This is a genomic window from Stappia sp. ICDLI1TA098, from assembly GCF_054880955.1.
In genome coordinates, this window is the sequence record NZ_JBTZBT010000002.1 from 75,723 (window position 1) to 98,956 (window position 23,234).

At 66.0% G+C, this 23,234-nt stretch carries 20 protein-coding genes and 1 riboswitch; of the genes, 11 read left to right on the forward strand and 9 right to left on the reverse strand.

Annotated features, from left to right (window positions below; all coding sequences use genetic code 11):
• Positions 1 to 425: 425 nt before the first annotated feature.
• The 3 genes from betI (at position 426) to betB (ending at position 4,244) form a co-directional block, all read left to right on the forward strand.
• On the forward strand, positions 426 to 1,019 hold the full coding sequence (gene betI / locus ACSLUQ_RS10705) for a transcriptional regulator BetI (protein ID WP_417772545.1): 594 nt from the start codon (positions 426 to 428) through the stop codon (positions 1,017 to 1,019).
• Between the two features lie 43 nt (positions 1,020 to 1,062).
• A complete protein-coding gene (gene betA, locus ACSLUQ_RS10710; protein WP_461808521.1) occupies positions 1,063 to 2,718 on the forward strand; it encodes a choline dehydrogenase in 1,656 nt (551 codons plus the stop codon).
• Between the two features lie 62 nt (positions 2,719 to 2,780).
• Positions 2,781 to 4,244, forward strand: coding sequence for a betaine-aldehyde dehydrogenase (gene betB, locus ACSLUQ_RS10715; RefSeq protein WP_461808522.1), 1,464 nt, complete (start codon positions 2,781 to 2,783; stop codon positions 4,242 to 4,244).
• Here the strand turns inward: betB and arsC are convergent.
• From arsC to ACSLUQ_RS10730, 3 genes are read right to left on the reverse strand one after another with little or no spacing between them, the layout of a single operon-like run.
• Complete coding sequence (arsC, locus tag ACSLUQ_RS10720; RefSeq protein ID WP_461808523.1) at positions 4,238 to 4,618, reverse strand: arsenate reductase (glutaredoxin); 381 nt, start codon at positions 4,616 to 4,618, stop codon at positions 4,238 to 4,240. The genes betB and arsC overlap by 7 nt on opposite strands.
• Complete coding sequence (locus ACSLUQ_RS10725; RefSeq protein WP_461808524.1) at positions 4,615 to 5,727, reverse strand: quinone-dependent dihydroorotate dehydrogenase; 1,113 nt, start codon at positions 5,725 to 5,727, stop codon at positions 4,615 to 4,617. Before ACSLUQ_RS10725 ends, arsC begins: the two co-directional genes overlap by 4 nt.
• The gene (locus ACSLUQ_RS10730; protein ID WP_461808525.1) at positions 5,727 to 6,068 is read right to left on the reverse strand and encodes a DUF952 domain-containing protein; all 342 of its coding nucleotides are present in this window, start codon (positions 6,066 to 6,068) and stop codon (positions 5,727 to 5,729) included. The genes ACSLUQ_RS10725 and ACSLUQ_RS10730 overlap by 1 nt, the downstream gene beginning before the upstream one ends.
• Positions 6,069 to 6,374: 306 nt before the next feature.
• Here ACSLUQ_RS10730 and ACSLUQ_RS10735 point away from each other — a divergent pair, with 306 nt between their 5' ends.
• From ACSLUQ_RS10735 to ACSLUQ_RS10745, 3 genes are all read left to right on the forward strand, one after another.
• The gene (locus tag ACSLUQ_RS10735) at positions 6,375 to 7,019 is read left to right on the forward strand and encodes a S24 family peptidase (protein ID WP_461808526.1); all 645 of its coding nucleotides are present in this window, start codon (positions 6,375 to 6,377) and stop codon (positions 7,017 to 7,019) included.
• Between the two features lie 31 nt (positions 7,020 to 7,050).
• Entirely contained in the window at positions 7,051 to 7,932 is an 882-nt protein-coding gene (locus ACSLUQ_RS10740; protein WP_461808527.1) for a thermonuclease family protein, read from the forward strand.
• A gap of 417 nt (positions 7,933 to 8,349) precedes the next feature.
• The gene (locus ACSLUQ_RS10745; RefSeq protein ID WP_461808528.1) at positions 8,350 to 10,056 is read left to right on the forward strand and encodes a methyl-accepting chemotaxis protein; all 1,707 of its coding nucleotides are present in this window, start codon (positions 8,350 to 8,352) and stop codon (positions 10,054 to 10,056) included.
• Between the two features lie 104 nt (positions 10,057 to 10,160).
• On the opposite strand, the gene ACSLUQ_RS10750 is transcribed toward ACSLUQ_RS10745, so the two are convergent.
• Positions 10,161 to 11,825: a lysine--tRNA ligase gene (locus ACSLUQ_RS10750; RefSeq protein WP_417772536.1), complete on the reverse strand. Its 1,665-nt coding sequence runs from the start codon at positions 11,823 to 11,825 to the stop codon at positions 10,161 to 10,163.
• A gap of 260 nt (positions 11,826 to 12,085) precedes the next feature.
• Between ACSLUQ_RS10750 and ACSLUQ_RS10755 the strand changes: the two genes are divergently transcribed.
• On the forward strand, positions 12,086 to 12,499 hold the full coding sequence (locus ACSLUQ_RS10755; protein WP_461808529.1) for a tellurite resistance TerB family protein: 414 nt from the start codon (positions 12,086 to 12,088) through the stop codon (positions 12,497 to 12,499).
• Between the two features lie 12 nt (positions 12,500 to 12,511).
• Here ACSLUQ_RS10755 and ACSLUQ_RS10760 read toward each other — a convergent pair whose 3' ends face one another.
• The 3 genes from ACSLUQ_RS10760 to apaG all read right to left on the reverse strand — a co-directional run bounded on the left by ACSLUQ_RS10760 (position 12,512) and on the right by apaG (position 17,468).
• Positions 12,512 to 14,635 (reverse strand): EAL domain-containing protein, encoded by a 2,124-nt coding sequence (locus tag ACSLUQ_RS10760; protein ID WP_417772534.1) that lies wholly within the window; start codon positions 14,633 to 14,635, stop codon positions 12,512 to 12,514.
• A 91-nt stretch (positions 14,636 to 14,726) separates the two neighbouring features.
• Complete coding sequence (locus ACSLUQ_RS10765) at positions 14,727 to 16,724, reverse strand: EAL domain-containing protein (RefSeq protein ID WP_461808530.1); 1,998 nt, start codon at positions 16,722 to 16,724, stop codon at positions 14,727 to 14,729.
• A 351-nt stretch (positions 16,725 to 17,075) separates the two neighbouring features.
• Positions 17,076 to 17,468, reverse strand: a complete 393-nt coding sequence (gene apaG, locus ACSLUQ_RS10770; protein WP_417772567.1) for a Co2+/Mg2+ efflux protein ApaG — start codon at positions 17,466 to 17,468, stop codon at positions 17,076 to 17,078.
• A gap of 266 nt (positions 17,469 to 17,734) precedes the next feature.
• Here apaG and ACSLUQ_RS10775 point away from each other — a divergent pair, with 266 nt between their 5' ends.
• On the forward strand, positions 17,735 to 18,355 hold the full coding sequence (locus tag ACSLUQ_RS10775) for a CDP-alcohol phosphatidyltransferase family protein (protein ID WP_461808531.1): 621 nt from the start codon (positions 17,735 to 17,737) through the stop codon (positions 18,353 to 18,355).
• A gap of 25 nt (positions 18,356 to 18,380) precedes the next feature.
• On the opposite strand, the gene ACSLUQ_RS10780 is transcribed toward ACSLUQ_RS10775, so the two are convergent.
• The gene (locus ACSLUQ_RS10780; protein ID WP_461808532.1) at positions 18,381 to 19,574 is read right to left on the reverse strand and encodes an O-succinylhomoserine sulfhydrylase; all 1,194 of its coding nucleotides are present in this window, start codon (positions 19,572 to 19,574) and stop codon (positions 18,381 to 18,383) included.
• Positions 19,575 to 19,615: 41 nt separating this feature from the next.
• Positions 19,616 to 19,695: riboswitch (SAM riboswitch) on the reverse strand.
• A gap of 190 nt (positions 19,696 to 19,885) precedes the next feature.
• On the opposite strand from ACSLUQ_RS10780, the gene ACSLUQ_RS10785 reads away from it, so the two are divergent.
• The 3 genes from ACSLUQ_RS10785 to ACSLUQ_RS10795 all read left to right on the forward strand — a co-directional run bounded on the left by ACSLUQ_RS10785 (position 19,886) and on the right by ACSLUQ_RS10795 (position 22,357).
• On the forward strand, positions 19,886 to 21,019 hold the full coding sequence (locus tag ACSLUQ_RS10785; RefSeq protein WP_417772530.1) for a 2'-deoxycytidine 5'-triphosphate deaminase: 1,134 nt from the start codon (positions 19,886 to 19,888) through the stop codon (positions 21,017 to 21,019).
• A gap of 170 nt (positions 21,020 to 21,189) precedes the next feature.
• The gene (locus ACSLUQ_RS10790) at positions 21,190 to 21,645 is read left to right on the forward strand and encodes a MarR family winged helix-turn-helix transcriptional regulator (RefSeq protein ID WP_461808533.1); all 456 of its coding nucleotides are present in this window, start codon (positions 21,190 to 21,192) and stop codon (positions 21,643 to 21,645) included.
• A gap of 325 nt (positions 21,646 to 21,970) precedes the next feature.
• Positions 21,971 to 22,357: a hypothetical protein gene (locus tag ACSLUQ_RS10795; protein ID WP_417772528.1), complete on the forward strand. Its 387-nt coding sequence runs from the start codon at positions 21,971 to 21,973 to the stop codon at positions 22,355 to 22,357.
• Here ACSLUQ_RS10795 and ACSLUQ_RS10800 read toward each other — a convergent pair.
• The gene (locus ACSLUQ_RS10800) at positions 22,335 to 23,174 is read right to left on the reverse strand and encodes an ion transporter (protein ID WP_417772527.1); all 840 of its coding nucleotides are present in this window, start codon (positions 23,172 to 23,174) and stop codon (positions 22,335 to 22,337) included. The genes ACSLUQ_RS10795 and ACSLUQ_RS10800 overlap by 23 nt on opposite strands.
• Between the last annotated feature and the right edge of the window lie 60 nt (positions 23,175 to 23,234).

Below are 23,234 nucleotides of genomic sequence, written 5' to 3' on the forward strand. Positions count from 1 at the left end.
CTTCCCTTTTTCAAAACGCACCGGCGCAGAAGCGCGCCGGACATGGCAGGTCGCCGGCCACAGGCCGGGAACAAAACTGTCGGGGCTGGCCGCGCGAAGCGCGAAGCGGCCGCCGGTCCGCGCAAGCCCGAAGCAGGACGGGCAGGACAGGACAGGACACAACGGCGACGTGCCGCGAAAGCCGGCGCCACAGGCAGCCCCGCTTTCCGGCCGGTCCGTCGCGCTTGTTCTTCGCGGCGAGGCCCCCAAGCCTGGACACAGCCCCTGGCGGGCCTGCGATCCGATGGCCGGCATCAAAACATTTTTAGACGAAATACGCAATTCCCCGCTCAATCGCCTTTTTTTCATTGATTGAACAGCCAATCAAAAATACACCTGCGATGCTGCGGGCGGTTCGGTATCCGCCCGGAATAACGGGGATGGACATGCCTCGCATCGGAATGGAATCGCACCGCCGCAAGGCCCTGATCGACGCGACCGTGGAAACCATCCACGCGCGCGGCTTCCTCGACGCGACGATGGCGGAGATCGCCCGGCGCGCGGGCGTGTCGGGCGGACTGGCGCATCACTATTTCGGCTCCAAGGCAGGGCTTCTGAACGCCACCATGCGCGCGCTTCTGGCCGATCTGTCGCAGGAGACGCAGGAGCGGATGGCGAAAGCCTCCGGTCCGCGCGAGCGCATCTCGGCGATGATCGCGGCGAGCTTCGCGCCGGCGCAGTTCCAGCCGGCGCTGATTTCCGCCTGGCTCGCCTTTTATCTGCAGGCGCGCACCGAGCCGGATACGCGACGACTGCTGCGCATCTACCACCGCCGGCTCGTGTCCAACCTTGCCCACGCCTATTCGGCGCTGCTGCCGGGCGGGCGGGCGCGCGGCGCGGCCGAGGGCACGGCGGCGATGATCGACGGCCTGTGGCTGCAGCGGGTCTTCGCCGAGGGCCCGGTCCAGCCGCGCCCGGCGATCAGACACGTCGAGGACTATGTCGACAGGCAGATCGCGGACGTGCTTCCGCGCGCCTGAGCGGCGCGAGCGAAACGCAAGAACCTGACGAGAGACGCAGACCATGCAGGACGCCACCCATATCGTGATCGGCGCAGGCTCTGCCGGAGCCGCGCTCGCCTTCCGCCTGTCGGAAGACCCGACCAACCGGGTGCTCGTGATCGAGGCCGGCGGCACCGATGCAGGGCCTTTCATCCAGATGCCGGCGGCGCTGAGCTACCCGATGAACATGTCCCGCTACGACTGGGGCTTCGTCAGCGACGCGGAACCACACCTGGACGGACGCCGGCTGGCGACACCGCGCGGGCGCGTGGTCGGCGGCTCATCGTCGATCAACGGCATGGTCTACGTGCGCGGCCACGCGCGCGACTTCGACACCTGGGCGGACATGGGCGCGCACGGCTGGTCCTATGCGGACGTCGCCCCCTACTACCGGCGCATGGAGACCTCCCACGGCGGCGAGGCCGGGGTGCGCGGCACGCAAGGCCCGATGCATGTCACGCGCGGAACCAAGTGGAGCCCGCTCTACGACGCCTTCATCGACGCCGGCCGGCAGGCGGGATACGCGACCACCGCCGACTACAACGGGCTGAAGCAGGAAGGCTTCGCCGACATGGAGATGACGGTGTGGAAGGGGCGGCGCTGGTCGACGGCAAACGCCTATCTGAAGCCGGCGCTGAAGCGCGACAACCTGCGCATGATCACCGGCGCCGTCGCACGGCGCATCGTCTTCGAGGGTCGCCGGGCAACCGGCGTCGAGGTGAAGCTCTCCGGCCGCATAGAGACGTTTCACGCCTCGCGCGAGGTGATCCTCGCCGCCTCCTCGATCAACTCTCCGAAGCTGCTGATGCTGTCGGGCATCGGCGAGGCGGCGGCCCTTTCCGCGCTCGGCATCGAGGTGATCGCCGACCGCCCGGGCGTGGGGCAGAACCTGCAGGACCATCTGGAGCTCTACATCCAGCAGGCCTGCACCCAGCCGATCACGCTCTACAAGCACTGGAACCTTCTTTCCAAGGCTCTGATCGGGGCACGGTGGCTCTTCTCGGGCACGGGCCTGGGCGCGTCGAACCACTTCGAGGCCTGCGCCTTCATCCGCTCCAAGGCCGGCGTCGAATACCCGGACATCCAGTACCATTTCCTGCCCTTCGCCGTGCGCTACGACGGCAAGGCGGCGGCAGAGGGCCACGGCTTCCAGGCACATGTGGGGCCGATGCGCTCGAAATCGCGCGGGCGGGTGGCGCTCGTTTCCGCCGATCCGGAGGCCGCGCCCTCGATCCTCTTCAACTACATGTCCCATCCCGACGACTGGGCCGATTTCCGTACCGCCATCCGGCTGACGCGCGAGATCTTCGCTCAGGAGGCCTTCGCTCCCTATCGCGGCAAGGAGATCCAGCCGGGGAGCGCGGTGCAGTCGGACACGGAGCTGGACGCCTTCATCAAGGAGCACGTGGAAAGCGCCTACCACCCCTGTGGAACCTGCCGCATGGGGGCGCCCGACGACCCGATGGCGGTCGTCGATCCTCAGGGACGGGTCATCGGCGTGGACGGCTTGCGGGTCGCCGACAGCTCGATCTTCCCGCAGATCACCAATGGCAATCTCAACGCCCCCTCGATCATGTGCGGCGAGAAGATCGCCGACCATGTGATGGGCAAGGATCCGCTGCCGCCGTCGAACCTGGAGCCATGGATTCATCCGAAGTGGCGGACAGAACAGCGTTGACGCCCTAAACTCATCAAACGACGACACGACACGCCGCAAAGCGAACGACCGGAGAAGCCTGCATGCGCGCACAGCCGCCCGCCTCTCATTTCATCAATGGAGCCTATGTGCAGGATCCGCACGGCAGGCCGCTGGAAAGCCGCTACCCGGCGACCGGCGAGGTGATCGCCCGGCTCAACGCGGCGGGCGCGGAGACCGTCAATGCGGCGGTCGCGGCGGCGCGGTCCGGCTTCCGGGAATGGGCGGCGACGCCGCCTGTCGAGCGCGGCCGCGTACTGCGGCGGGCGGCCGCGCTGCTGCGGGAGCGCAACCGCGAGCTCTCCGAGCTGGAGACGCTCGATACCGGCAAGCCCTTGCAGGAGACCCTCGTCGCCGATGCGGCCTCCGGCGCCGACTGCCTTGAGTATTTCGGCGGCCTGACGGCGACGCTCACCGGCGAGCACATCGACCTTGGCGGCTCCTTCGCCTACACCCGCCGCGAGCCGCTGGGCGTGGTCGCGGCCATCGGAGCCTGGAATTACCCGATCCAGATCGCCTGCTGGAAGGCGGCGCCCGCGCTCGCCTGCGGCAACGCGGTCGTCTTCAAGCCCTCGGAAGTCACTCCCCTGTCGGCGCTGAAGCTCGCCGAAATCCTCGCCGAGGCCGGCCTTCCCGATGGCGTCTTCAACGTCGTCCAGGGGTTTGGCGAGACAGGCGCGCATCTCGTCTCGCATCCGGACGTGGCCAAGGTCTCGCTGACCGGCTCGGTGCCCACCGGCACGAAGGTCGCCGAGCTTGCCGCGCAAACGCTGAAGCACGTCACGCTGGAACTCGGCGGCAAGTCGCCGCTCGTCATCTTCGACGACGCCCATCTCGACAATGCGGTGTCGGCGGCGATCAACGCCAACTTCTATTCATCCGGCCAGATCTGCTCCAACGGCACCCGCGTCTTCGTCCAGAAGGGCCTCAAGGAGGCGTTTCTCGCCCGGCTCGCCGAGCGCACAGCCAACGCCCGCCTCGGCGACCCGATGGACGAAACGACCGACACCGGCCCGCTGGTCTCGAAGGCGCAGTTCGACAAGGTGCTTGCCTATATCCAACGCGGAAAGGCGGAAGGTGCGCGCCTCGTTTGCGGGGGCGACAGGGCCAGCGTCGCGGGGATGCCGGAGGGGCTCTTCGTCCAGCCGACGGTCTTTGCCGATGTCGCCGACCACATGGCGATCGCGCGCGAGGAAATCTTCGGCCCCGTCATGTGCGTGCTCGACTTCGACAGCGAGGAGGAAGCGGTGGCGCGCGCCAACGCCACCGAGTTCGGGTTGGCCGCCGGCGTCTTCACCCGCGACATCCAGCGCGCCCACAGGGTGATCGCCGCGCTCAACGCCGGCACCTGCTGGATCAACACCTACAACCTGACGCCGGTCGAGATGCCCTTCGGCGGCTACAAGAAGTCGGGCTTCGGCCGCGAGAACGGCCATGCGGCCATCGGCCACTACAGCCAGGTGAAGTCGGTCTATGTGGAGATGGGCGACGTCGAAAGCGCCTACTGAGGCGCTGGCGCGCACTCGCCCTCCAGCAGGGCAAGCACCGCCTCGGGCGGACGCCCGATGGCCGCGCGCCCGCCCGCGATGACCAGCGGCCGCTCGATCAGAACCGGGTCGGCGGCCATGGCCGCCACCAGCACGTCGGCGTCCTCAACGTCGCCAAGTCGCCTTTCCCGATAGACGGGCTCGCAGCTGCGCATGAGCTGGCGCGGGCCATCCGCCCCGAGCGCGGCCAGCGCGGCGCGGATCTCGGCCTGCGAGGGCGCATCCTCGAGGTAGAGGCGCACCGCCGGCACGACGCCGCGCGCCTCCAGCAGGGCAAGCGTTGCCCGCGACTTGGAACAGCGCGGGTTGTGCCAGATGACGATCTCTCCGCTCACAGCGTGTCCTCGCCGTCCGGGTCGAGCCGGGCCCAGGCCTCGGCGTTGCGGCCACTGGCGGCCTCCAGGCCGGACAGCGCGTGGCGGTCGAGGCTGTTGGCGAGATGGGTCAGGATACGGCCGACGAGATCCGGCCCCTCATAGACCAGACCGGTGTAGAGCTGCAGCAGATTGGCCCCGGCGGTGATCTTGGTCCAGGCGCTCTCGCCGCTGTCGATGCCGCCGACGCCGATGATCGGCAGGCGCGGACCGACGCGCAGGCGCATGCGGGCAAGCGCGATCGTCGCCCGGCGAAACAGCGGCCGCCCCGAGAGCCCGCCCGTTTCGGCGGCCCCCTTCGCGTCCGAAAGGCCGGCACGCGACAATGTGGTGTTGGAGACGATGAGACCGTCGAGCTCGGCGGTAATGACCTCCGAGGCGATGTCGTCGAGACCGGCCTCCTCCACATCCGGTGCGATCTTGAGGAAGACGGGCACCGTCCGCCCGACGCGGGCGGCGGCCTTCTCCCGCGCGTCCATCACCCGTGACAGCAGTTCATGCAGGGCGTCGCGGGCCTGCAGATCGCGCAGGCCCGGCGTGTTGGGCGAGGAGATGTTGACGGTGAAATACGTCGCCCGGTCGGCAAAGGTCTCGATGCCGGCCACATAGTCGGCGATCCGGTCGGCGGCATCCTTGTTGGCCCCGACGTTGACGCCGACGATCCCCCCGCGGCCGGCGCGCGCGTCAAGACGGCCGCGCAGTGCCGCATGGCCCTCGTTGTTGAAGCCGAGACGGTTGACGACGCCGTTGTCCTCGACAAGGCGGAAGACGCGCGGCCTGGGATTGCCGGACTGCGGCAGCGGCGTGACCGTACCGACCTCGGTAAAGCCGAAGCCGAGGCCCAACAGCGCGTCCGGCACCTCGCCGTTCTTGTCAAAGCCGGCGGCCATGCCCAGCGGATTGGGGAAATCGATGCCGGCGACGGTCACGGCCAGACGCGGATCGCTTGCCGCCGCGCAGGAAGGGGCAAGCCCGCTCGCCAGCGCCTTGATGGTGAGACCGTGCGCGGTTTCCGCGTCGAGGGTAAACAGTGCGCGCCGCGCGATGCCGGAGGCGAGCCTTGCGAACATCACAGCCCCTCCGGGAAGCGGTGCGCCCCATCGGGGCCAAGCGGCAGGTCGACGACCGACACGACCGCCGACATGGGCAGCGAAGCATAGAGATGAGGGAAGTGCGCTCCGCCGCGCGAAGGCTCCCAGACGAGCTTGTCGCCCAGCGACGCGGCATCGATGGCCGCCAGCACGAGATCCGACCGGCCGGCAAAATGCTTGCCCGCCGTCTCGCGCACCTGGTCGGCGGCGGAGAAATGGATGAAGCCGTCGGCGAGATCGACCGGCGCGCCGGTGAAGACGCCCGCCGCCTCCGCCTCGCGCCAGTCCGTGGCCGGGGAAATCTTGTAGATCAGCGTCATCGTCTCTCGCCCTCGGATCGCGGTCCGGGCAGGCCCGGAGTTTCGTCACGCCGGATTACAGCCTGTCCGGCAGGGAGACAAGGGCACGGCAAAAGCCCTTTTATATCAATGACACTCCCTTCCAAACCCCGGCGAACACACGCAGAAGCGACCCTGTATCCAGCCCCGCGCACCGCGGCACGGGGTGGCGCGCGCACAGCAATAGGAATATATACCGGAGCGGGGATAAGGTCTTTGACCGAAAGGGGCGGCGGCAACCAGGCGCGGCGCGGCACACGACAGCGCGCGAGACAACGGGAATGCACGATGCTGTCGCATGAGAGCGTATGGTCGGCTATCGACGGACTTGCCCGGCGCAACGGATTGACCCCCTCCGGTCTCGCCCGCCGTGCCGGCCTCGACCCGACGACCTTCAACCCCTCCAAGCGGGTTGCCTCCGACGGCAGGCCGCGCTGGCCGTCCATGGAATCCATTGCCAAGATCCTGACCGCGACCCGCTCCGACCTTGCCGAATTCGTCGACCTGATCGACAAGAGGCTGGCGCTGCGCGACGCGCTGCCGCAGCCGACCACCGCAACGGTCGCGACGGCCGGGTTCTTCAACGACGAGGACCCCGGGCTCGCGCCGCCCTGGGCAGCGCCTGGGCCTTACGCCGCACCGCAGGGCCTCGCGGAAACGCCCGCCAACGACATGGCGATCCGCGTGAGCGGAGACATGATGCTGCCACTCTACCGTGACGGGGATGTCGTCGTGGTGTCGCCTGCCGCCGAGATCCGCAAGGGCGACCGGGTGGCGGTACGCACCGTGTCGGGCCGGCTCACGGCCCATATCTTCGAACGACGGACCAGAACCCGGATCGACCTCAAGGGCCTGGACGACAGCGCAGGCTCAATCCGCTACGGGATCACCGAGATCGTGTGGATGGCGCGAATCATCTGGGCCAGCCAATAGGCGACGCCCAGCGGGAACGGGGAAAGCGACGATGCACAAACGACCCGACAAGCCGCTGTCCGGAGCAGCCTTCCGGTCGCCCGGCCTGACCCGGACGCTGGCCGGCGCCGGGCTTGCAGTGGCGCTCGCCGGACTTGCGGCCTGCCCCCTTGCCGCACAGGAAACGCTCCCCGCCCTGCCCGACGCCCCCGACCCGAGCTCGATCCGCAATGTCACGCCGGGCGGCATCCTGCCGCTGCCGCCGCTCACCGGACCGCTCAAGCGCATCGCGCCGCGCCTGCCCGAACGCACGGTGGTCGAGGTGCCAAGCGAGGTAACCCTGAAGCAGCCGGTGGTGATCGACGCCGGCACGCTGAAGGCCGGACGGCTGACCATCCGCCTGGCGGGTGTCGCAGCCCCCGCTCCCGACGCCACCTGCCCCTCGCGGCTTGGCGGCACCTGGCCTTGCGGCATGCGCGCGCGCACGGCGCTTCGCGCCTTCGTCCGCCGTCTCGCGGTGCAATGCGACGACATGAGTGAGGTTGCCCCCGGCCTGGTCACCGCCACCTGCCAGCGCAATGGTGTCGATCTTGCCGACTGGCTGGTACGCCAGGGCTGGGCGGACCCGCTCGAGGATGCGCCGGAAGCCCTGCGCGCGTCGGCGGAGGAAGCGCGGGAAGCCCGGCGCGGCCGCTGGAAGCTCGACGGGCTGCCCGAGCTGCCCGATGCCCTGTCGCTGCCGGAGAACGCGGACGACAGCAGCGAGATCGGCGCAAGGATCGCGCCGCCAGTGATCCCCGACACCGGCTTCGGGGCCGCTGAGCGGACGCAACGTCCCGCAGAGGAGGGGTCCGCGCAACGCAGCGGATATGTGACCGGCGACATCGAGATCGTCGACACGCCTTGGCATCCGGAAAATACCGGAAGCAACTGACCTGCGAAGCAATCACAAACGCTGCAGCAGAAGATGTAAAAACAATCAACCCACCATAAATATTGTCAAAAATTACATATCCCAATAGATTTCATGATATAAATTCATGGATAAATATCATAAATATAAGTATATATCCTCTCATATAAAAACACCATGAAATTGAAAGATATGTTTCGTATTGTAAACTTTCTAAACTGGCAAACTTTAATCCTTTTTTAAAGATGACAACAAATAGTAATACCGAGAACAAAGCAAACTAACGCCGAACTTTCGAACAAACCGAAATAGCCATGCGGAACCACCCTCCTCCCTGTGGCCGCATCGCGACAAGCGGTGTTCTCGATGACCAGATTTCTTGGCCCAAGCAGGCCAAGACGAGCATATACGCATCACCTAGAAGTGGGGACCAAGACGGTGCGACTCTCAAATCTCAAGATCTTGTCGAAGATCCTTCTCGTTATCGGCCTTCTGAGCGCCGTTGCTGCGGTACTGACCTACAATGCGGTAACCGCCATGAGCGACATGGACAAGGCCAGCTACAAGATGGACGCCCAGGCCACGAATTCTCGCCTGATCGCCTCTCTTGCCGCCAACCTTCTCGCCATCGGTCGCGAAGACTTCCGGATGGGAACCGACCCGCGCCCGGGAACGATCACGGAAGTGACCGCGACCATTCAGCAGGAACGTAAGGTCTTCGCCGACCGCATGGGCCGTATCCGGAGCAACAACGCCGAGGCGATCGAGACCGAACTCAATCAGATCGAGGTCCTCTGGAAGGACTTTCAGGCAGAGGTCGACGAGGACATCGAGATGATCTCCTCCATCGGCGAGAACCGCACGCCCGAGCAGACACTCCTGATCCAGAATTCGCTGGGCGACACGCTTGCCGCCAGCCAGAAGCTTCGCCGGGCCTTCCAGGATCTGGCCAAGAAGCTCGAGGACAATGTCGGCACGCTCAGGGAAGAGGCCTCGCATACCTACAAGCAGAGCGAAGGGCTGATGTACACGATGGCCGTTCTCGGCATCGTCGGCGGAATCGTCATCGGTTTTCTGATCGCCCGCTTCGGCATCGTCAAGCCGATCCGCGAACTCGCAGGCAGCGTGCAGGAACTGGCTGCCGGCAAGTTCGACATCGAAGTGGCCGGACGCGGACGCAAGGACGAGATCGGCGAGATCGCCGACGCGGTCGAGGACTTCAAGGTGAAGCTCGCCGAGGAGGCCCGCCGCGAGGTCGAGGAAAAGACCGAGGCCGACCGCATTGCCGCCGAACAGCGCAAGGCCGAGATGATCAAACTCGCCGACGATTTCGAGAACGCGGTGGGCGAGATCGTCAACGTGGTGTCCTCCGCATCGACGGAGCTGCAGGCAGCGGCGAATACGCTGACCTCCTCCGCCGAGGAAACCAGTTCCCAGTCGGCTTCGGTGGCAAGCGCCGCGGAACAGGCAACGATGAACGTGCAGACCGTCGCCTCGGCCATCGAGGAGCTCGCCAGCTCGGCCGGCGAGATCGGGCGGCAGGCCGAACAGTCCAAGACGGTGGCGACGCGCGCCGTCGATCAAGCCAACCGCACCAATGCCCAGATGCGGGAGCTGCGTGAGAACGCCGACCAGATCGGCGCGATCATCAGCCTCATCGACGAGATCGCCGAAAAGACCAACCTGCTGGCGCTGAACGCGACCATCGAGGCGGCACGCGCCGGCGAGGCCGGCAAGGGCTTCGCGGTTGTCGCCCAGGAGGTCAAGGGGCTGGCCGAGCAGACCGCCAAGGCGACCTCGGAGATCTCCACCCAGATCAAATCCATGCAGGGCTCGACGACGGACGCCGGAGAAGCCATCGCCTCGATCGGCAAGACCATCGACGACATGAACACGATCTCCGACTCGATCTTCGGCGCCATCAGCGAGCAGAGCGGCACCACGGCGGAAGTGGCCCGCAATGTTCAGCAGACCGCACAGGGCACGCAGGAGGTGACCGACAACATCACCGGCGTCACCCAGGCGGCCCAGGAGGCAAGCTCCGCCTCGGCTCAGGTGCTCGCCTCGGCCAACGAGCTGGCCCAGCAGTCGAACGCGTTGCGCACCCAGATGACGCGCTTCCTCGAGACGGTCCGCGCCGCCTGACGAGGCGGGAGGGCGACCCGCCCTCTCCCCGCGAAAACGACAAAGGGCCCCGGCCAGATGGCCGGGGCCCTTTTTGTTTGTCTTCAGAGCCAGTGCCCGCCGCTTCAGGCGTTGCCGGCAAGCTCGCCCGAGATCGCACCGGCAATCAGCGCGCGGGTTTCGGGAATGCCGTAGAGCGCCACGAAGGAACCGAAGCGCGGCCCCCGCTCCTGACCGAGCAGCAGGCGGTAGAGCGCGTTGAACCAGGTCACGGCGACGCCGGGGCCGCCGTCCGGGCTCTTCTTGTTGTGATCCTGGAACCGCTCGATGGCGCGGCCGACATCGAGAACCACATCCTGGATCGCCGCTCCGTCCGCATCGGCCGGCAGGCCGGCGAGCTTTGCATCGAGCGCCTTCAACGCCGCCAGCTCGACCTCGTCGGGCTTGTGGAACACCTTGGTCGGCTTGACGAAATCGTCGAAGTAACGGATCGCGTAGCCGACCAGCTCATCGAGCTTCGGGTGGCTTTGCGGCGTTACCCCCGGCACATGGCGCGAGATAAAGGCCCAAAGCACGTCCTTGGTTTCCGCGTTCGAGGCGGACACCAGATTGAGCAGCATGGCGAAGGAGACCGGCACGTCGATGGCCGGCGGGCGACCGGAATGGATGTGCCAGACCGGATTGGCGAGCTGCTGCTCGACCGGCAGCGAGGCATAGCGGCCGGCAAAGGCGAAATACTCGTCGACGGTCTTCGGAATGATGTCGAAATAGAGCTTCTTCGCCGTCTTCGGCTTGGAGAACATGTACAGCGCCAGGCTTTCCGGCGAAGCATAGGTGAGCCACTCGTCGATGGTCAGGCCATTGCCCTTGGACTTGGAGATCTTCTCGCCGTTCTCGTCGAGGAAGAGCTCATAGACGAAGTGCTCGGGCGCACGCCCCCCGAGGATCTCGCAAATCCGGTCATAAATCGGTGCGTTGGTCAGATGGTCCTTGCCGAACATCTCGAAATCGACATCGAGGGCGGCCCAGCGCATGCCGAAGTCAGGCTTCCACTGGAGCTTGACGTTGCCGCCGGTGATCGGGAGCGTAACCTCCGCTCCGTCCTCGTCGTCGAAAGTGATCGTGCCGGCCTTCGGGTCGACGTTCTTCATCGGCACATAGAGCACGCGGCCGGACTTCGGCGAGATCGGCAGGAACGGTGAATAGGTCGCCTGCCGCTCCGCCCCAAGGGTCGGCAGCATCACGTCCATGATCGCCTGATACCTGTGTGCGGCGCGGATCAGGATCTCGTCGAAGCGGCCAGACCGGTAGTAGTCGGTCGCGCTGGCGAACTCGTACTCGAAGCCGAAGGTGTCCAGAAACCGACGCAGCATGGCGTTGTTATGGGCGCCAAAGCTCTCATGATCGCCACCGAACGGGTTCGGCACGGCGGTCAGCGGCATGTGCAGATACGGCTCGAGCGCGGCCCGGTCCGGCACGTTCTCGGGGATCTTGCGCATGCCGTCCATGTCATCGGAGAAGCACAGCAGCCGCGTGGGGATCTTGTCCTCGGTCAGCACGCGAAAGGCGGTGCGCACCATCGTGGTGCGGGCGACCTCGCCGAAGGTGCCGATATGCGGGAGGCCGGAGGGGCCGTAGCCGGTCTCGAACAGAACCGGCCGGCCGGGATCGCGCCCGCCAAAGCGTTTCAGCAGCTTGCGCGCCTCCTCGAAAGGCCAGGCTTTCGAGACCTTCGCCGCCTCTACGAGGGCCGGGGTAAGGTCGAGGGGGGGCAGCGAAACTGACGTCATGAAGGAACCGTTGCTGATTTGCGTGGTGGCGGGATCGCGCGCGCCCAGCTCCAGACGGGCGGCTGCGCGCCAACTAACTAGCGGAAGCGCGCGGCAAACGGAACCGAAAACCGGCGCACGACATCCCCTCGAAAGCAATAGCGCCCCCATGGCGGGCGATCTTCGAAAGTCGGCTTGCGCCCGCGCGCGCCGACGCTTAGGTGAAACGCAGCATCCCCTTTTCAGGAAAGGGCCTGTCCGACAATGAGCGAGAAATGTCCATGAGCGAAACTGTCAGTCTCCAGGAAGCCCTGATCTACGCGATGGTGATGGTGTCGGCCTCCGACAGCAGCATGACCGACCGCGAGTTGCGGTCGATCGGCAAGATCACCCGCACCCTTCCCGTGTTCCGCGACTTCGACCAGGAGCGCCTGCTGCCCGTCGCGCAGGAGTGCGGCCTGCTGCTTCAGGGCGAGACGGGCATGAGCGACACGATCGCACTCATCGCCCGCAGCGTGCCGGAAAGCCACCGCGACACGGCCTATGCGCTGGCGGTGGAAGTGGCGATCGCCGACCTGACGGTGGCCCGCGAGGAATTGCGCCTGCTGCACCTGCTGCGCGATGCCTTCGCCCTCGACAAGCTCACGGTCGCCGCCATCGAGCGCTCCGCCCAGGCCCGTTTCCGCAAACCCTGACGGCCGCCGCCGTCAGACCGCGGCGCCGTCGATCCAGCGCTGCGGCCGGCCGACATGGTAGCCCTGCGCATGGGTCACCCCAAGATCGCGCAGGACGGCGAGCGTTTCCGCGTCCTCCACGTATTCCGCGATGACGGAGACGCCGATCTGGCGCGCGACCGCGACGATGCCGGCGACGATGGTGCGCTGAAGCTCGTCGTGGGCGACATCGCCGATGATGCCGCCGTCGATCTTGAGGGAATCGATGGGAAACTGTCGCAGGTAGGCGAAGGACGACAGGCCCGAGCCGAAATCGTCGAGGATGACACCGCAGCCGCATTCGCGCAGCGCGAAGATCAGCGCGCGGGCGGTTGCCATGCTGCGCACCGCGGCCGTCTCCGTGATCTCGAAGGAAATCCGCTCGCAAAGCTCCGGCGTGCGCTCGAGCGCCTCGAGAAGGAAATCCTTGAACTCCGGATCACCGACCGACAGGCCAGAGAGGTTGATCGTCAGCCGGATCGAGGCATCGAGCTCACCGACATGGCGCAGCGCCGTTGTCACCACCCAGCGGTCTATCTCCTGCATCAGACCGTGGCGCTCGGCGGTGGCAATCAGGGACGACGGCGGCAGCACCCGCCCGTCCTCGTTGACGAAGCGCAGCAGCGCCTCGCACATCGGCAGACTGGTTCCGTCGATGGGAGCGATGGCCATGGTGTAAAGCTGGAAATGCCCGGTCTCCAGCGAGCGGCGGATAAGCTGAAGATTGCCGATGTCGGCGCGCCGCGCCACCATCTCGGCCGCCTGCGGGCGATAAACCACCGCCCTGCCGCCTCCCATTTCCTTGGCATAGAGGCAGGCCTGGTCCGCCTGATTGAGGATCTGGTGCGTGGTGCGCGGCAGCGCCTCCTCCTCCGACTGCGGTCCGATCATGGCAATGCCGACACTTGCCCCGATCCGATGCCGCGTGCCCCTCCAGGTGAAGGGCATCTCGAAGACATTGGCGACGATGCGGTCGCCGAGGGCGGACGCCGCGTCGACCGTCGTGCGCTGGCAAAGGACGGCGAACTCATCGCCGCCGATCCGCGCGCAGCAGACGCCCCCGTCGGTCTCGAAGGTGCGCAGCATGTCGGCGATCTGGCATAGCAGCGCATCTCCGGCGCTGTGGCCCGCGATGTCGTTGACCAGCTTGAAGCCGTCGATATCGATGGTCAGCAACGCACCGTGCAGCAGCGAGGTCTGCGCTTGCGCGAGCGCTGCCTCGAGCGCGCCCTGAAGGGCGTGGCGGTTGGCAAGACCCGTGAGTGCGTCCTCCTGTGCCTGACGGCGCAGCTCCTGCGCCATCCGCGTCGCCGCAGTCACGTCGGTCATGACGAGAACCGCCGCCGTCACCTGGCCGCTGCGGTCGCGGTAGGGATCCATCTTGATGCGCACATAGCGCTTGGCGTCCTCCGCATCCGCTGCGATCCCGTACTCGTATTCAACGCTCTCGCCGGCGAAACAGCGTTCGAAATAGTGTCGCGACCGCGCCTCGAAGCACTCGATGCCAATCATCTGCCGTACGTCGCGGCCGATGAGATCTTCCGGGGCCATACCGTAGAAGGCGGCGTTGGCGTGGTTGGTGAAGCGGTAGACGTAGTCGGTGCCGATCACCGATATGCGGTCCGAGGTTTGCCGCACGATCTCCTCGTGCATCGACAGGCGCTCGTTGATCTGCTCGAAGAGGGTGACGTCGCGGGCGGTGGAGGCGACGCAGGCGACAATGCCGTCCGCGTCGAAGATCGGCTGGAAGAAGACCTCCAGCGTGATGCCGCGGGTGCGGTCCCGCAGACCCGGCGAGCGCAGGCGCGAGGCGATGCCGGCAAATGCCCGGTCGATGTTGGCGCGCCGGGCCTCGAACACCGTATCACCAAGAATCTCGGCGACGTGCCGGCCGACCACATCGGCGCGGGGCCGGCCCTCCGCCTCCAGGAACGTGCCGTCGACATCCCAGATCCGGTAGTCGCGGTCACAAACGAAGACGCCGGCGCGGCTCATCTCGATGATGGCGCTGTGCACCTCATCGCGGCTGACCGTGAAGGGCCAGTCGGAGATGGCGACGTTCGCCTCACCTCCGCCGCGCGTCGACGCGCGTGTGGGCGGGCGTGTCCTTGTCGTCATGGCACGCTCCTTCTTCGAGTGACCGCGGCCCGAGGCAGCGGTGTACGGGCGATCCGGTCGCCTGAAAGCACTCAGCCGGTCAACGCAACGCTCAGGACGCCGGTCCCGGCGCCTCCACGGTCCAGCGGGCCGGGCGGCCAATGGCATAGCCTTGCGCGAAGCTCACACCGAGACGTCCAAGCAGGGCCATCGTCTCGAGATCCTCCACATATTCGGCCACGACCCGGATCGACATGGCTTCGGCAACCGCGACAATGCCCGCGACGATGGTCTGCTGGACCGTGTCGTCACGCAGTCCGCCAATGATGCTGCCGTCGATCTTCAGCATGTCGATATCGAAACGGCGCAAATAGCCGAAAGACGAAAGCCCCGAGCCAAAGTCGTCGAGAATGATCCCGCAGCCGCGCGCACGCAGGGCCGCGATCAGGTCGCGGGCGGTCTCCATCGACCGGATGGCCGATGTTTCGGTGATCTCAAAGGAAATCTGTCCCTTGCGGGGAGCGGCCGCGTCCAGGGCCTCGATGAGAAAATCCCGGAACCGCGCATCGCCGACCGACTGGCCGGAAAGATTGACCGACAGTCGGGCATCGGCGGCAACGCCCGGCAACCTGGCAAGAACGGCCTCGACAACCCACCGATCCACGCGGCTCATCAGGCCATGGCGCTCGGCGGCGGCAATGAAGTTGCCCGGCGGCATCGGTGTGCCGGCCTCGTCGAGCACGCGCAACAGGATCTCGTCATAATCGCCGCTGCCGTTGCCGATCGGGGCAATGGGCATGACATGCAGTTCGAAACGGTCCTGGCGCAACGCCTCCTGGATGACGCGGACGTTCATCACCTCCTCGTTGCGGGCAAGAATGTCGCTGTCCTCAGGGTGATAGACCGACACCCGCGCCCCGCCGGCATCGCGTGCGACGCGACAGGCCCGGTCGGCACGCTTCATCACGTCGCTAACCGATGACGCAGCACCTTCATACGCATCCTGATCGATGGGGACGATGCCGATGCTCGCGCCAACGGAATATCGCGCCGTACCCATCTCGAAGCCGGCGTTGCCGATTGCCGCGACGATCTTCTCGCCGAGAGCGACAGCGCTTCGCTGGTCGACGCCACACAGCAGCATGGCGTAATCGTCACCGCCGAGGCGGGCGAGATAGGCGTCGGGGACAAGCGCCGCCAGATGGCGAGCGACCTGGCGCAGCAACACGTCCCCCGCCGCGTAACCGGCCATGTCGTTGATCGTGCGAAAATCGTCGAGGTTCAGAACCATCACCGCCGAAAGACACTCTTGCGTGTCACAGGCACAGGTCGCGACGGCGCCAAGCTGGCGCGACAGATTTTCCTCGAAGGCGCTGCGGTTGGGAAGCCCGGTAAGCGCGTCCTCGGTCTCATGCCGCTCGATCCGCTCGATCATCGCGGCGACATCCGACACGTCGCGGCGGTTGACCACCGCACCGATGATGGTTCCGTTTTCGTCGCGGAAGGGTTCGAGGCGAATGGCGAAGCGGGCCGGCGTGCCGTCGAATGTGCTGGTGACGTCCTCGAAGGCAACATTCTCGCCGCAAAAGCAGCGCGACAGCGGAATGAGCACCGTCTCCATGTAGGAGCGCGTTCCGACAATCTCGGCGACAGCACGTCCCACCACCTGATCAGGCATGAGGTTCCAGCGTCGCGTGTACGAATGATTGGCCCAGACGTAACGATAATCGGTGCCGATGACGGCAAGGCCGTCCGCCGTCTGGTTGAAGACCTCGCCCAGCATGGAGACGCGGCGTTCGAGATCATGCAGCCGCGTTGCGTCTTCCAACCGGACGAGAACGCCGACCACGTCGCCCCCCTCGCCCCGCACAGGGATATGATGAATACGCAGCAACCGCCCGCGCGAGGCCCCCCTTTGCCCCCAGTCGACGATGCAGGTTTCCTCTCCGTTCAGCGCAGCCTTGATCTGGCCCAAGCGGGTTTCGAAGACGGAGGGGCCGAGCAAATCGGACACATGGCGACCGACAATGTCCTCCCGCGCGACACGGTCATCGGCGAGAAAGGCATCGTTGACGGCCCGCACGATCAACTCGGTATCAAAGTAAATCATCCTGGAGCGCGCAGACAGAAAGGCGGCCTCGAAAGCGCATAGCGCCTCGCCACCCGCAATCCTTGCGAGGCGGACCGCGTCCTGCTGCACCCCCTGCCTCGACGCCAAAACGGAACTCCCCCTGCTGAGATCGTATCGCGGTCATGATTTCAACATGATACGTAATGCGACCATATCAAGAAAAAGTTGACGAATGGATCAGGAAAAAGACCACCCATCGTCACAAATATCAAATCACCTTCCGGTAATTGAAGCCTGCGAAGCTTAACGATTCCAGAACAGAAACAGACGAACCTTGAACGTGCATTCAATATCTGCCGGCACGAAGCATCCGAAAGAACCTCCGCAGCGTCAGTTCAAGCTCCTCGGCTCGCCGGGCACGTCGAGGGAAAAGGCGGGAATGGAGACATCGAAGCCCTCGCCGCCGGCGGTTTCCATGCGGTAGCTGCCACTCATCACACCGGAAGGTTCGCGCAAGGGGCAGCCGGAGGTGTACTCGAACCGCTCGCCCGGCCCGAGCACCGGCTGCTCACCGACGACACCGGCGCCGCGCACCTCCTCCAGCCGGCCCGCCGCGTCGAAAATGCGCCAGTGGCGAGCGCGCAGGCGGACAGTCTCCATGCCCAGATTGACGATATCGACCGTGTAGGCCCACAGGTACTGACCGCCGTCGGGATCGGAATCCTCGCTGAGGAAAACCGGTTCCACGGTGACCTGGATGTTTCGCGTGACGGACCTGTACATCGTGTCTTCCAGGATCAGAGTTAGGGGGGTGCTCATCAGACCACGCGAGCAGGGAACGCAGGGCCACCCCCGGGAATGTTAGGGCAATTTTGCATCATATCCAGTACGCCGAGCAACGCGAACCGAATGAACCTGCCAATCACACCGTATCGTGAGGTTCCTTCGGGGGCGGCGCGCTTGCGCGCGGCTCAACCCTCGGCCATCAAGGACAGTGCCCCCGACCACCGATGGCGGTGGGAATCTCCAAGCTCCGGAAGAGCCGAACCATGTTCGACGCCCGCCTGCGCCCCCTCATCGATCCGCCGCTCGACGCGGCTGGACGCCGACTGGCACGGCTGGGCATCGCCGCCGACCAGGTGACCCTCGCCGGCTTTGCCTGCGGCATGGGCGCGGCACTCGCCATCGCTCTCGGCGCGCCACTCGCCGGCGCCGTTCTCGTCGCGCTCAACCGGCTTCTCGACGGACTGGACGGCGCCGTGGCGCGCGCCAGCCACAAGAGCGACCGGGGTGGCTATCTGGATATCGTCCTCGATTTCTTCTTCTACGGCGCGATACCCTTCGCCTTCGCGCTCCACGCGCCGCAGGCGAATGCGCTGGCCGCCGGCGCACTGCTTCTGGCCTTCTACATGAACGGCGCGAGCTTTCTCGGCTTCGCGATCATGGCGGAGAAGCGCGGCCTCTCGACCGACGCACAGGGAAGAAAGTCGCTCTACTATCTGGGAGGACTTGCGGAAGGGGCGGAAACAATCGCCGTGTTTCTGGCGATGTGCCTGCTGCCGTCCTGCTTCGCCATCCTCGCCTGGGGCTTCGCGGCGGTCTGCGTCATCTCGGCGGTCTCCCGCGTCGTGCTGGTGGCCGGCCTGCTTGGCGACGCGGACGCGCCCTGAAAGCTGCGTCCGCGAGGCGTGGGTGTCAGCCGCGCGCGGCCTTGAGGGCCGTTTCGAGGTCCGCGGCGAGATCGTCGGGGTGCTCCAGCCCGATCGACAGGCGCAGCAGCCCCTCGCCGATGCCCAGTTCGGCGCGCGCCTCCTCGGCCACGCTCTGGTGCGTGGTCGTCGCCGGATGGGTGATCAGGCTGCGCGCATCGCCCAGATTGTTGGACATCTTGATCACCTGCAGCGCGTTGGAGAAGCGGAATGCCGCCTCCTTTCCACCCTCGAGGTCGATTGCGATCATCGTCGAGCCGGCACGCATCTGCCGACGCGCGACCTCGGCCTGCGGGTGATCGTCACGCCCCGGATAGATGAGGCGCTTCACGCCTGCACTCGTCGCCAGCATGTCGGCCAGGCGGGCCGCCGTCGATGTCTGGCGCTCGACGCGCAGCGAAAGGGTCTCGAGCCCCTTCAGCAGCACCCATGCGTTGAACGGGCTGAGCGAGGGGCCGGTGTGTTTGACGAAGGGCATCACCTCGTCGGCGATCCAGTCCTTCTGGCCGAGCACGACGCCGCCGAGACAACGGCCCTGGCCATCGATGTGCTTGGTCGCGGAATAGACCACCACGTCGGCTCCGAGAGTGAGCGGGGACTGCCACATCGGCGTCGCGAAGACATTGTCGACGACGAGCCTGGCCCCAACCGCATGGGCCAGCTCGGCGACCGCGGCGATATCGATGACCTCCAGCGTCGGATTGGTCGGGCTCTCGAGGAAACAGGCCGTGGTTTCAGGCCGGATCGCCGCGCGCCAGGCCTCGATGTCGGTGCCGTCGACCAGCGTCGTCGACACGCCGAACCGCGGCAGCAGCGTCTCGACGATGTAGCGGCAGGAGCCGAACAGCGCCTTGGCGGCGACCACATGATCTCCGGCCCGACAGCATGCCATCAGCGCGATATTGACCGCCGCCATGCCGCTCGCCGTGGCGATGGCGGCTTCCGCGCCTTCGAGACCGGCGATGCGTGCCTCGAACATGGCGACCGTCGGATTGGCGTAGCGCGAGTAAACGAAGCCCGGATCGTCGCCGTTGAAGCGTGCCTCGGCCGCCTCGGCCGTTCCATAGACGAAGCCCTGTGTCAGGAAGAGCGCCTCGGACGTCTCGCCGTAGGGAGACCGGGTGGTGCCGCCATGAACGAGGGCGGTGTCGGGATGCCAGTTGCGCGCGTTTGAGCTCATGCCTCAACTCCAAATGCAAAACCCCGGCCGTGACGGACCGGGGTTTTCGCAACCCGGCCTGTTTAGCGACTTCTTTAACGTGGCTGCAAGCCGGCCGGCCCAAATCACCACGGAACGGAAACCTGATAAGCCACGCTTCGACCCGCGTCAATGCCCGCAGGCAAGGCAGACGCAAGGGAAGCCGCCGCCGAACACTCCCCGTCGACGACCCACCAGCCTGCCTGGGGCGCATGGCAAACCTGCGACAAACCCCGTGGCAAAACACTGCGGGCTGCGCTAAGAGCGGCGGACAAGGCAATTTGGGGGGCAACATGACAGCGGCCGAACATGGCATTCTTCCGGCGCAGGCGATCCGCGCCATGTTCCAGCGCGGCGCGATTTCCGCTCCGCGCTCTCCTGACACGGACCAGATCCAGCCGGCAAGCCTAGACCTGCGGCTCGGGCCGCTGGCCTATCGGGTTCGCGCCAGCTTCCTGCCCGGCGCGGACGCCACCGTCGCCGAAAAGCTCGACCGGCTGAAGCTTCATGCCTTCGACCTGTCGCGCGGCGCGGTGCTGGAAACGGGCTGCGTCTACATCGTGCCGCTGCTCGAGGGGCTGGACCTGCCGGGCGATGTCTCAGCGACCACCAACCCGAAGAGCTCTACCGGCCGGCTCGATGTCTTCACACGGGTGATTACCGACGGCGGTCGCGCCTTCGATACGGTGCCGGCGGGCTATCGCGGCCCGCTCTACGCGGAAATCAGCCCGCGCACCTTCCCCGTGCTCATTCGCGAGGGCTCGCGCCTGTCGCAGATCCGCTTCCGCGTCGGCCAGTCGCTGGTGAGCGATGAAGAGCTGCGCGCCGTGCACCTCGCCCATGGCATCGTCTCCGGCGGTCCGCAGGCCGAGGCCGCCGAAGGCGATGCCGACGACGAGGCAACCATCGCCGGCGGCGTGCATCTGACCATCGACCTCAAGGGCGACGGTGTTGGAAGCCTCATCGGCTATCGCGGCAAGCGCCACACCGGTGTCATCGACGTCGACGCGAAGGCGGCGCAGGATCCGCTCGACTTCTGGGAGCCGATCATCCATCGCGGCGCCGGGGAGCTGATCCTCGATCCAAACGAGTTCTATATTCTCGTATCGCGCGAGGCGGTGCATGTGCCGCCGCTGTTCGCCGCCGAGATGGTGCCCTTCGATCCGCTCGTGGGCGAATTCCGCGTCCACTACGCCGGTTTCTTCGATCCGGGCTTCGGCCATTCCGCCATCGGCGGAGGCGGCTCGCGGGCCGTGCTCGAGGTGCGCTCCCACGAAGTGCCCTTCATCGTCGAACACGGCCAGACCGTCGGGCGACTGGTCTATGAAACCATGCTGGAACGCCCGGACGCGCTCTATGGCGAAGGCATCGGCTCCAACTACCAGGGCCAGGCGCTGAAGCTCTCCAAGCATTTCCGCGCCGGCTGAGGTCTTAAGGCCGGGGCGGCGACGCCCCGGCCCCGGATCCGTTCCCTGCCCCCGTTCCCGTCGGGGGACCTGCCGACAGATGCGAAAGAGTGCGCGCGGGGCGAGCCGCCGCGTTTGACTTTTCGCTGGACAGTTAGTATGTCTTCCTGACTATCTGGAACCGGATCGACATGACAGACACAGACGCCCACGCTCTCTCTCCGTCGCGCGCGCTGGAGCACCTTCATCGCATCGTCCATCGCCGATGGGCGACGATGGCGACTGGCATTGGCGTCAGCCACAGCGAGTTCGAATATCTGCGGGCGATCAAGGAGCAGGAGCGGCGCAAGGTCCTGCGCGACGAACACACCCAGCACCTTCAGGACGTGGCGGCGGCGATGGGCGTGCGCAAGGCCTCGGCCAGCGCCATGGTCGTGAAACTTGAGGAACGCGGCCTTGTGCGACGGGTCCCGTGCCTGATGGATGCCCGCGCCCAGCATATCCTGCTGACGGGCTCCGGCGCCGAGCTGCTCGCCCGTGGTGAGGCCGTCTACGAAGCGGCGCTCGCCGAGATCTTCTCCGACCTGCAGGAGGCGGACATCCAGCCGCTGCGCTCGGCAATCAGGACCCTCGCAGACCTCCCCTGAGAGAGGCCTGTTCTTCCAGCACCTTCACCCCCTCGCTTCCCGGCGCCATCGGGACGCCACAAGGAAGCTCCCCTCCCATGCGCGCGCACTTTAGTATGTCTTCCATACTAACTTACTGGTCGACGGAGGTGACAAAGGCCCAGACAAACACACGGCTTCGGGTTGCCAAAATGGGCAAGAGCGATGCGGCAACCGCGCCGTTCGGCGAGGGAGCACTTTTCGACAAGAGCGCGGGCAGCAGCATCGCGGCGCCGGTCGCGTCTTCCCGATCTTCACCCGCCGGCATGGCGCCCGCGCGCGCCCGGCGAAACGCAAGGAGACTGAAATGACCTTCGATGCAGCACTTATCGGAGCAGCGATCCATCTGCTCTTCTGGGAAAAGCTCCCGCATTGGGGCACATGGTTCAACCGGCTGATCGAGGCCCTGCCCGCGCCGTTGCGGGTGCTCTACAAGCAGTGGAACTGCCCCTATTGCGCCGGCTTCTGGATCGCGCTCTGCCTGCACGGCGCCACCGGGCTTTCGACCCTGCCCTCGCTTGACGACATGCCGGCCTATTGGGCCGGGTTCGGCGAACCGCTTGGCTGGCTGCTCGACGCGCTGGCAACCGCAACGCTGATCCAGCTCATCGTGCTTCTGGTCAATGCCATCCGGCTGCCGGCGATGAAATCCGTGATGCTTCGCGACGAATTCATGAAGCGCCAGTCGAACTGACCTCCGGCCCCGCGGGGAGGTCCCGTCGCGCGCGGGCCTCCTCGCGCAGGGCCTTCACCTCCTCGCGCAGGGCGCGCACCTCGGCAAGGACCACGCCCGTTTCCGTATGGATGGCCTGACGGTCGGCCTCCGCGCTCTGGTCATGCTCCTGCTGCATGGCGGAAACGATGACACCGATGAAAAGGTTCAGCACAGTGAAGGCGGTGCACAGGATGAAGGGGACGAAGAGGGCCCAGGAATAGGGGTAGACCTCCATCACCGGCCGGACGACGCCCATCGACCAACTCTCGAGCGTCATGATCTGGAACAGCGTGTAGGTGGAGCGACCGATGGTGCCGAACCAGTCCGGGAAGCTGCCGCCGTAGAGCTTCGTCGTCATCACCGCGAAGACATAGAAGACAAGCGCCAGAAGAAGCACGATGGAGCCCATGCCGGGAAGCGCGGCGACAAGACCGCCGACCACGCGGCGCAGCGAGGGCACCACCGAGATCAGCCGCAGCACCCTGAGGATGCGCAGCGCGCGCAGCACCTGGAACGCGCCATTGGCCGGCATCAGCGCGATCGCGACGACGACGAAATCGAAGAGGCTCCAGGGATCGCGGAAGAAGGCAAGCCGGTGGGCATATATGCGCAGCACGATCTCGACGGCAAAGATCGCCAGCACGATCCGGTCGAGCGCATAGAGGAAGGGCCCCGCCGCCGCCATCGCGGCCTGGCTGGTTTCCAGCCCGAGCGTGACCGCATTGACCACGATCAGCGCGATGATCGTCCATTCCCAGCGCCTGGAGCGCACCAGTTGCGATAGTCTGTCCCGCATTGCCGCCAAAGCGCTTGCCCCGTGTTTCGATGCTCAGATGGCCGCCAGTCCGGCAGCCGA

Excerpts from the sequence above, each read along its gene's own strand:
- ACSLUQ_RS10760 (WP_417772534.1), bottom strand. The coding sequence starts at position 14,635 with ATGACGACAAGGACACGCCCGCCCACACGCGCGTCGACGCGCGGCGGA.
- ACSLUQ_RS10780 (WP_461808532.1), bottom strand. The coding sequence starts at position 19,574 with ATGAGCTCAAACGCGCGCAACTGGCATCCCGACACCGCCCTCGTTCAT.
- ACSLUQ_RS10730 (WP_461808525.1), bottom strand. The coding sequence starts at position 6,068 with ATGACGCTGATCTACAAGATTTCCCCGGCCACGGACTGGCGCGAGGCG.
- ACSLUQ_RS10800 (WP_417772527.1), bottom strand. The coding sequence starts at position 23,174 with ATGCGGGACAGACTATCGCAACTGGTGCGCTCCAGGCGCTGGGAATGG.
- ACSLUQ_RS10750 (WP_417772536.1), bottom strand. The coding sequence starts at position 11,825 with ATGACGTCAGTTTCGCTGCCCCCCCTCGACCTTACCCCGGCCCTCGTA.
- ACSLUQ_RS10755 (WP_461808529.1), top strand. The coding sequence starts at position 12,086 with ATGAGCGAAACTGTCAGTCTCCAGGAAGCCCTGATCTACGCGATGGTG.
- betA (WP_461808521.1), top strand. The coding sequence starts at position 1,063 with ATGCAGGACGCCACCCATATCGTGATCGGCGCAGGCTCTGCCGGAGCC.
- ACSLUQ_RS10790 (WP_461808533.1), top strand. The coding sequence starts at position 21,190 with ATGACAGACACAGACGCCCACGCTCTCTCTCCGTCGCGCGCGCTGGAG.
- ACSLUQ_RS10735 (WP_461808526.1), top strand. The coding sequence starts at position 6,375 with ATGCTGTCGCATGAGAGCGTATGGTCGGCTATCGACGGACTTGCCCGG.
- ACSLUQ_RS10765 (WP_461808530.1), bottom strand. The coding sequence starts at position 16,724 with ATGATTTACTTTGATACCGAGTTGATCGTGCGGGCCGTCAACGATGCC.
- ACSLUQ_RS10785 (WP_417772530.1), top strand. The coding sequence starts at position 19,886 with ATGACAGCGGCCGAACATGGCATTCTTCCGGCGCAGGCGATCCGCGCC.
- ACSLUQ_RS10740 (WP_461808527.1), top strand. The coding sequence starts at position 7,051 with ATGCACAAACGACCCGACAAGCCGCTGTCCGGAGCAGCCTTCCGGTCG.
- ACSLUQ_RS10775 (WP_461808531.1), top strand. The coding sequence starts at position 17,735 with ATGTTCGACGCCCGCCTGCGCCCCCTCATCGATCCGCCGCTCGACGCG.
- betB (WP_461808522.1), top strand. The coding sequence starts at position 2,781 with ATGCGCGCACAGCCGCCCGCCTCTCATTTCATCAATGGAGCCTATGTG.
- ACSLUQ_RS10795 (WP_417772528.1), top strand. The coding sequence starts at position 21,971 with ATGACCTTCGATGCAGCACTTATCGGAGCAGCGATCCATCTGCTCTTC.
- ACSLUQ_RS10725 (WP_461808524.1), bottom strand. The coding sequence starts at position 5,727 with ATGTTCGCAAGGCTCGCCTCCGGCATCGCGCGGCGCGCACTGTTTACC.
- betI (WP_417772545.1), top strand. The coding sequence starts at position 426 with ATGCCTCGCATCGGAATGGAATCGCACCGCCGCAAGGCCCTGATCGAC.
- apaG (WP_417772567.1), bottom strand. The coding sequence starts at position 17,468 with ATGTACAGGTCCGTCACGCGAAACATCCAGGTCACCGTGGAACCGGTT.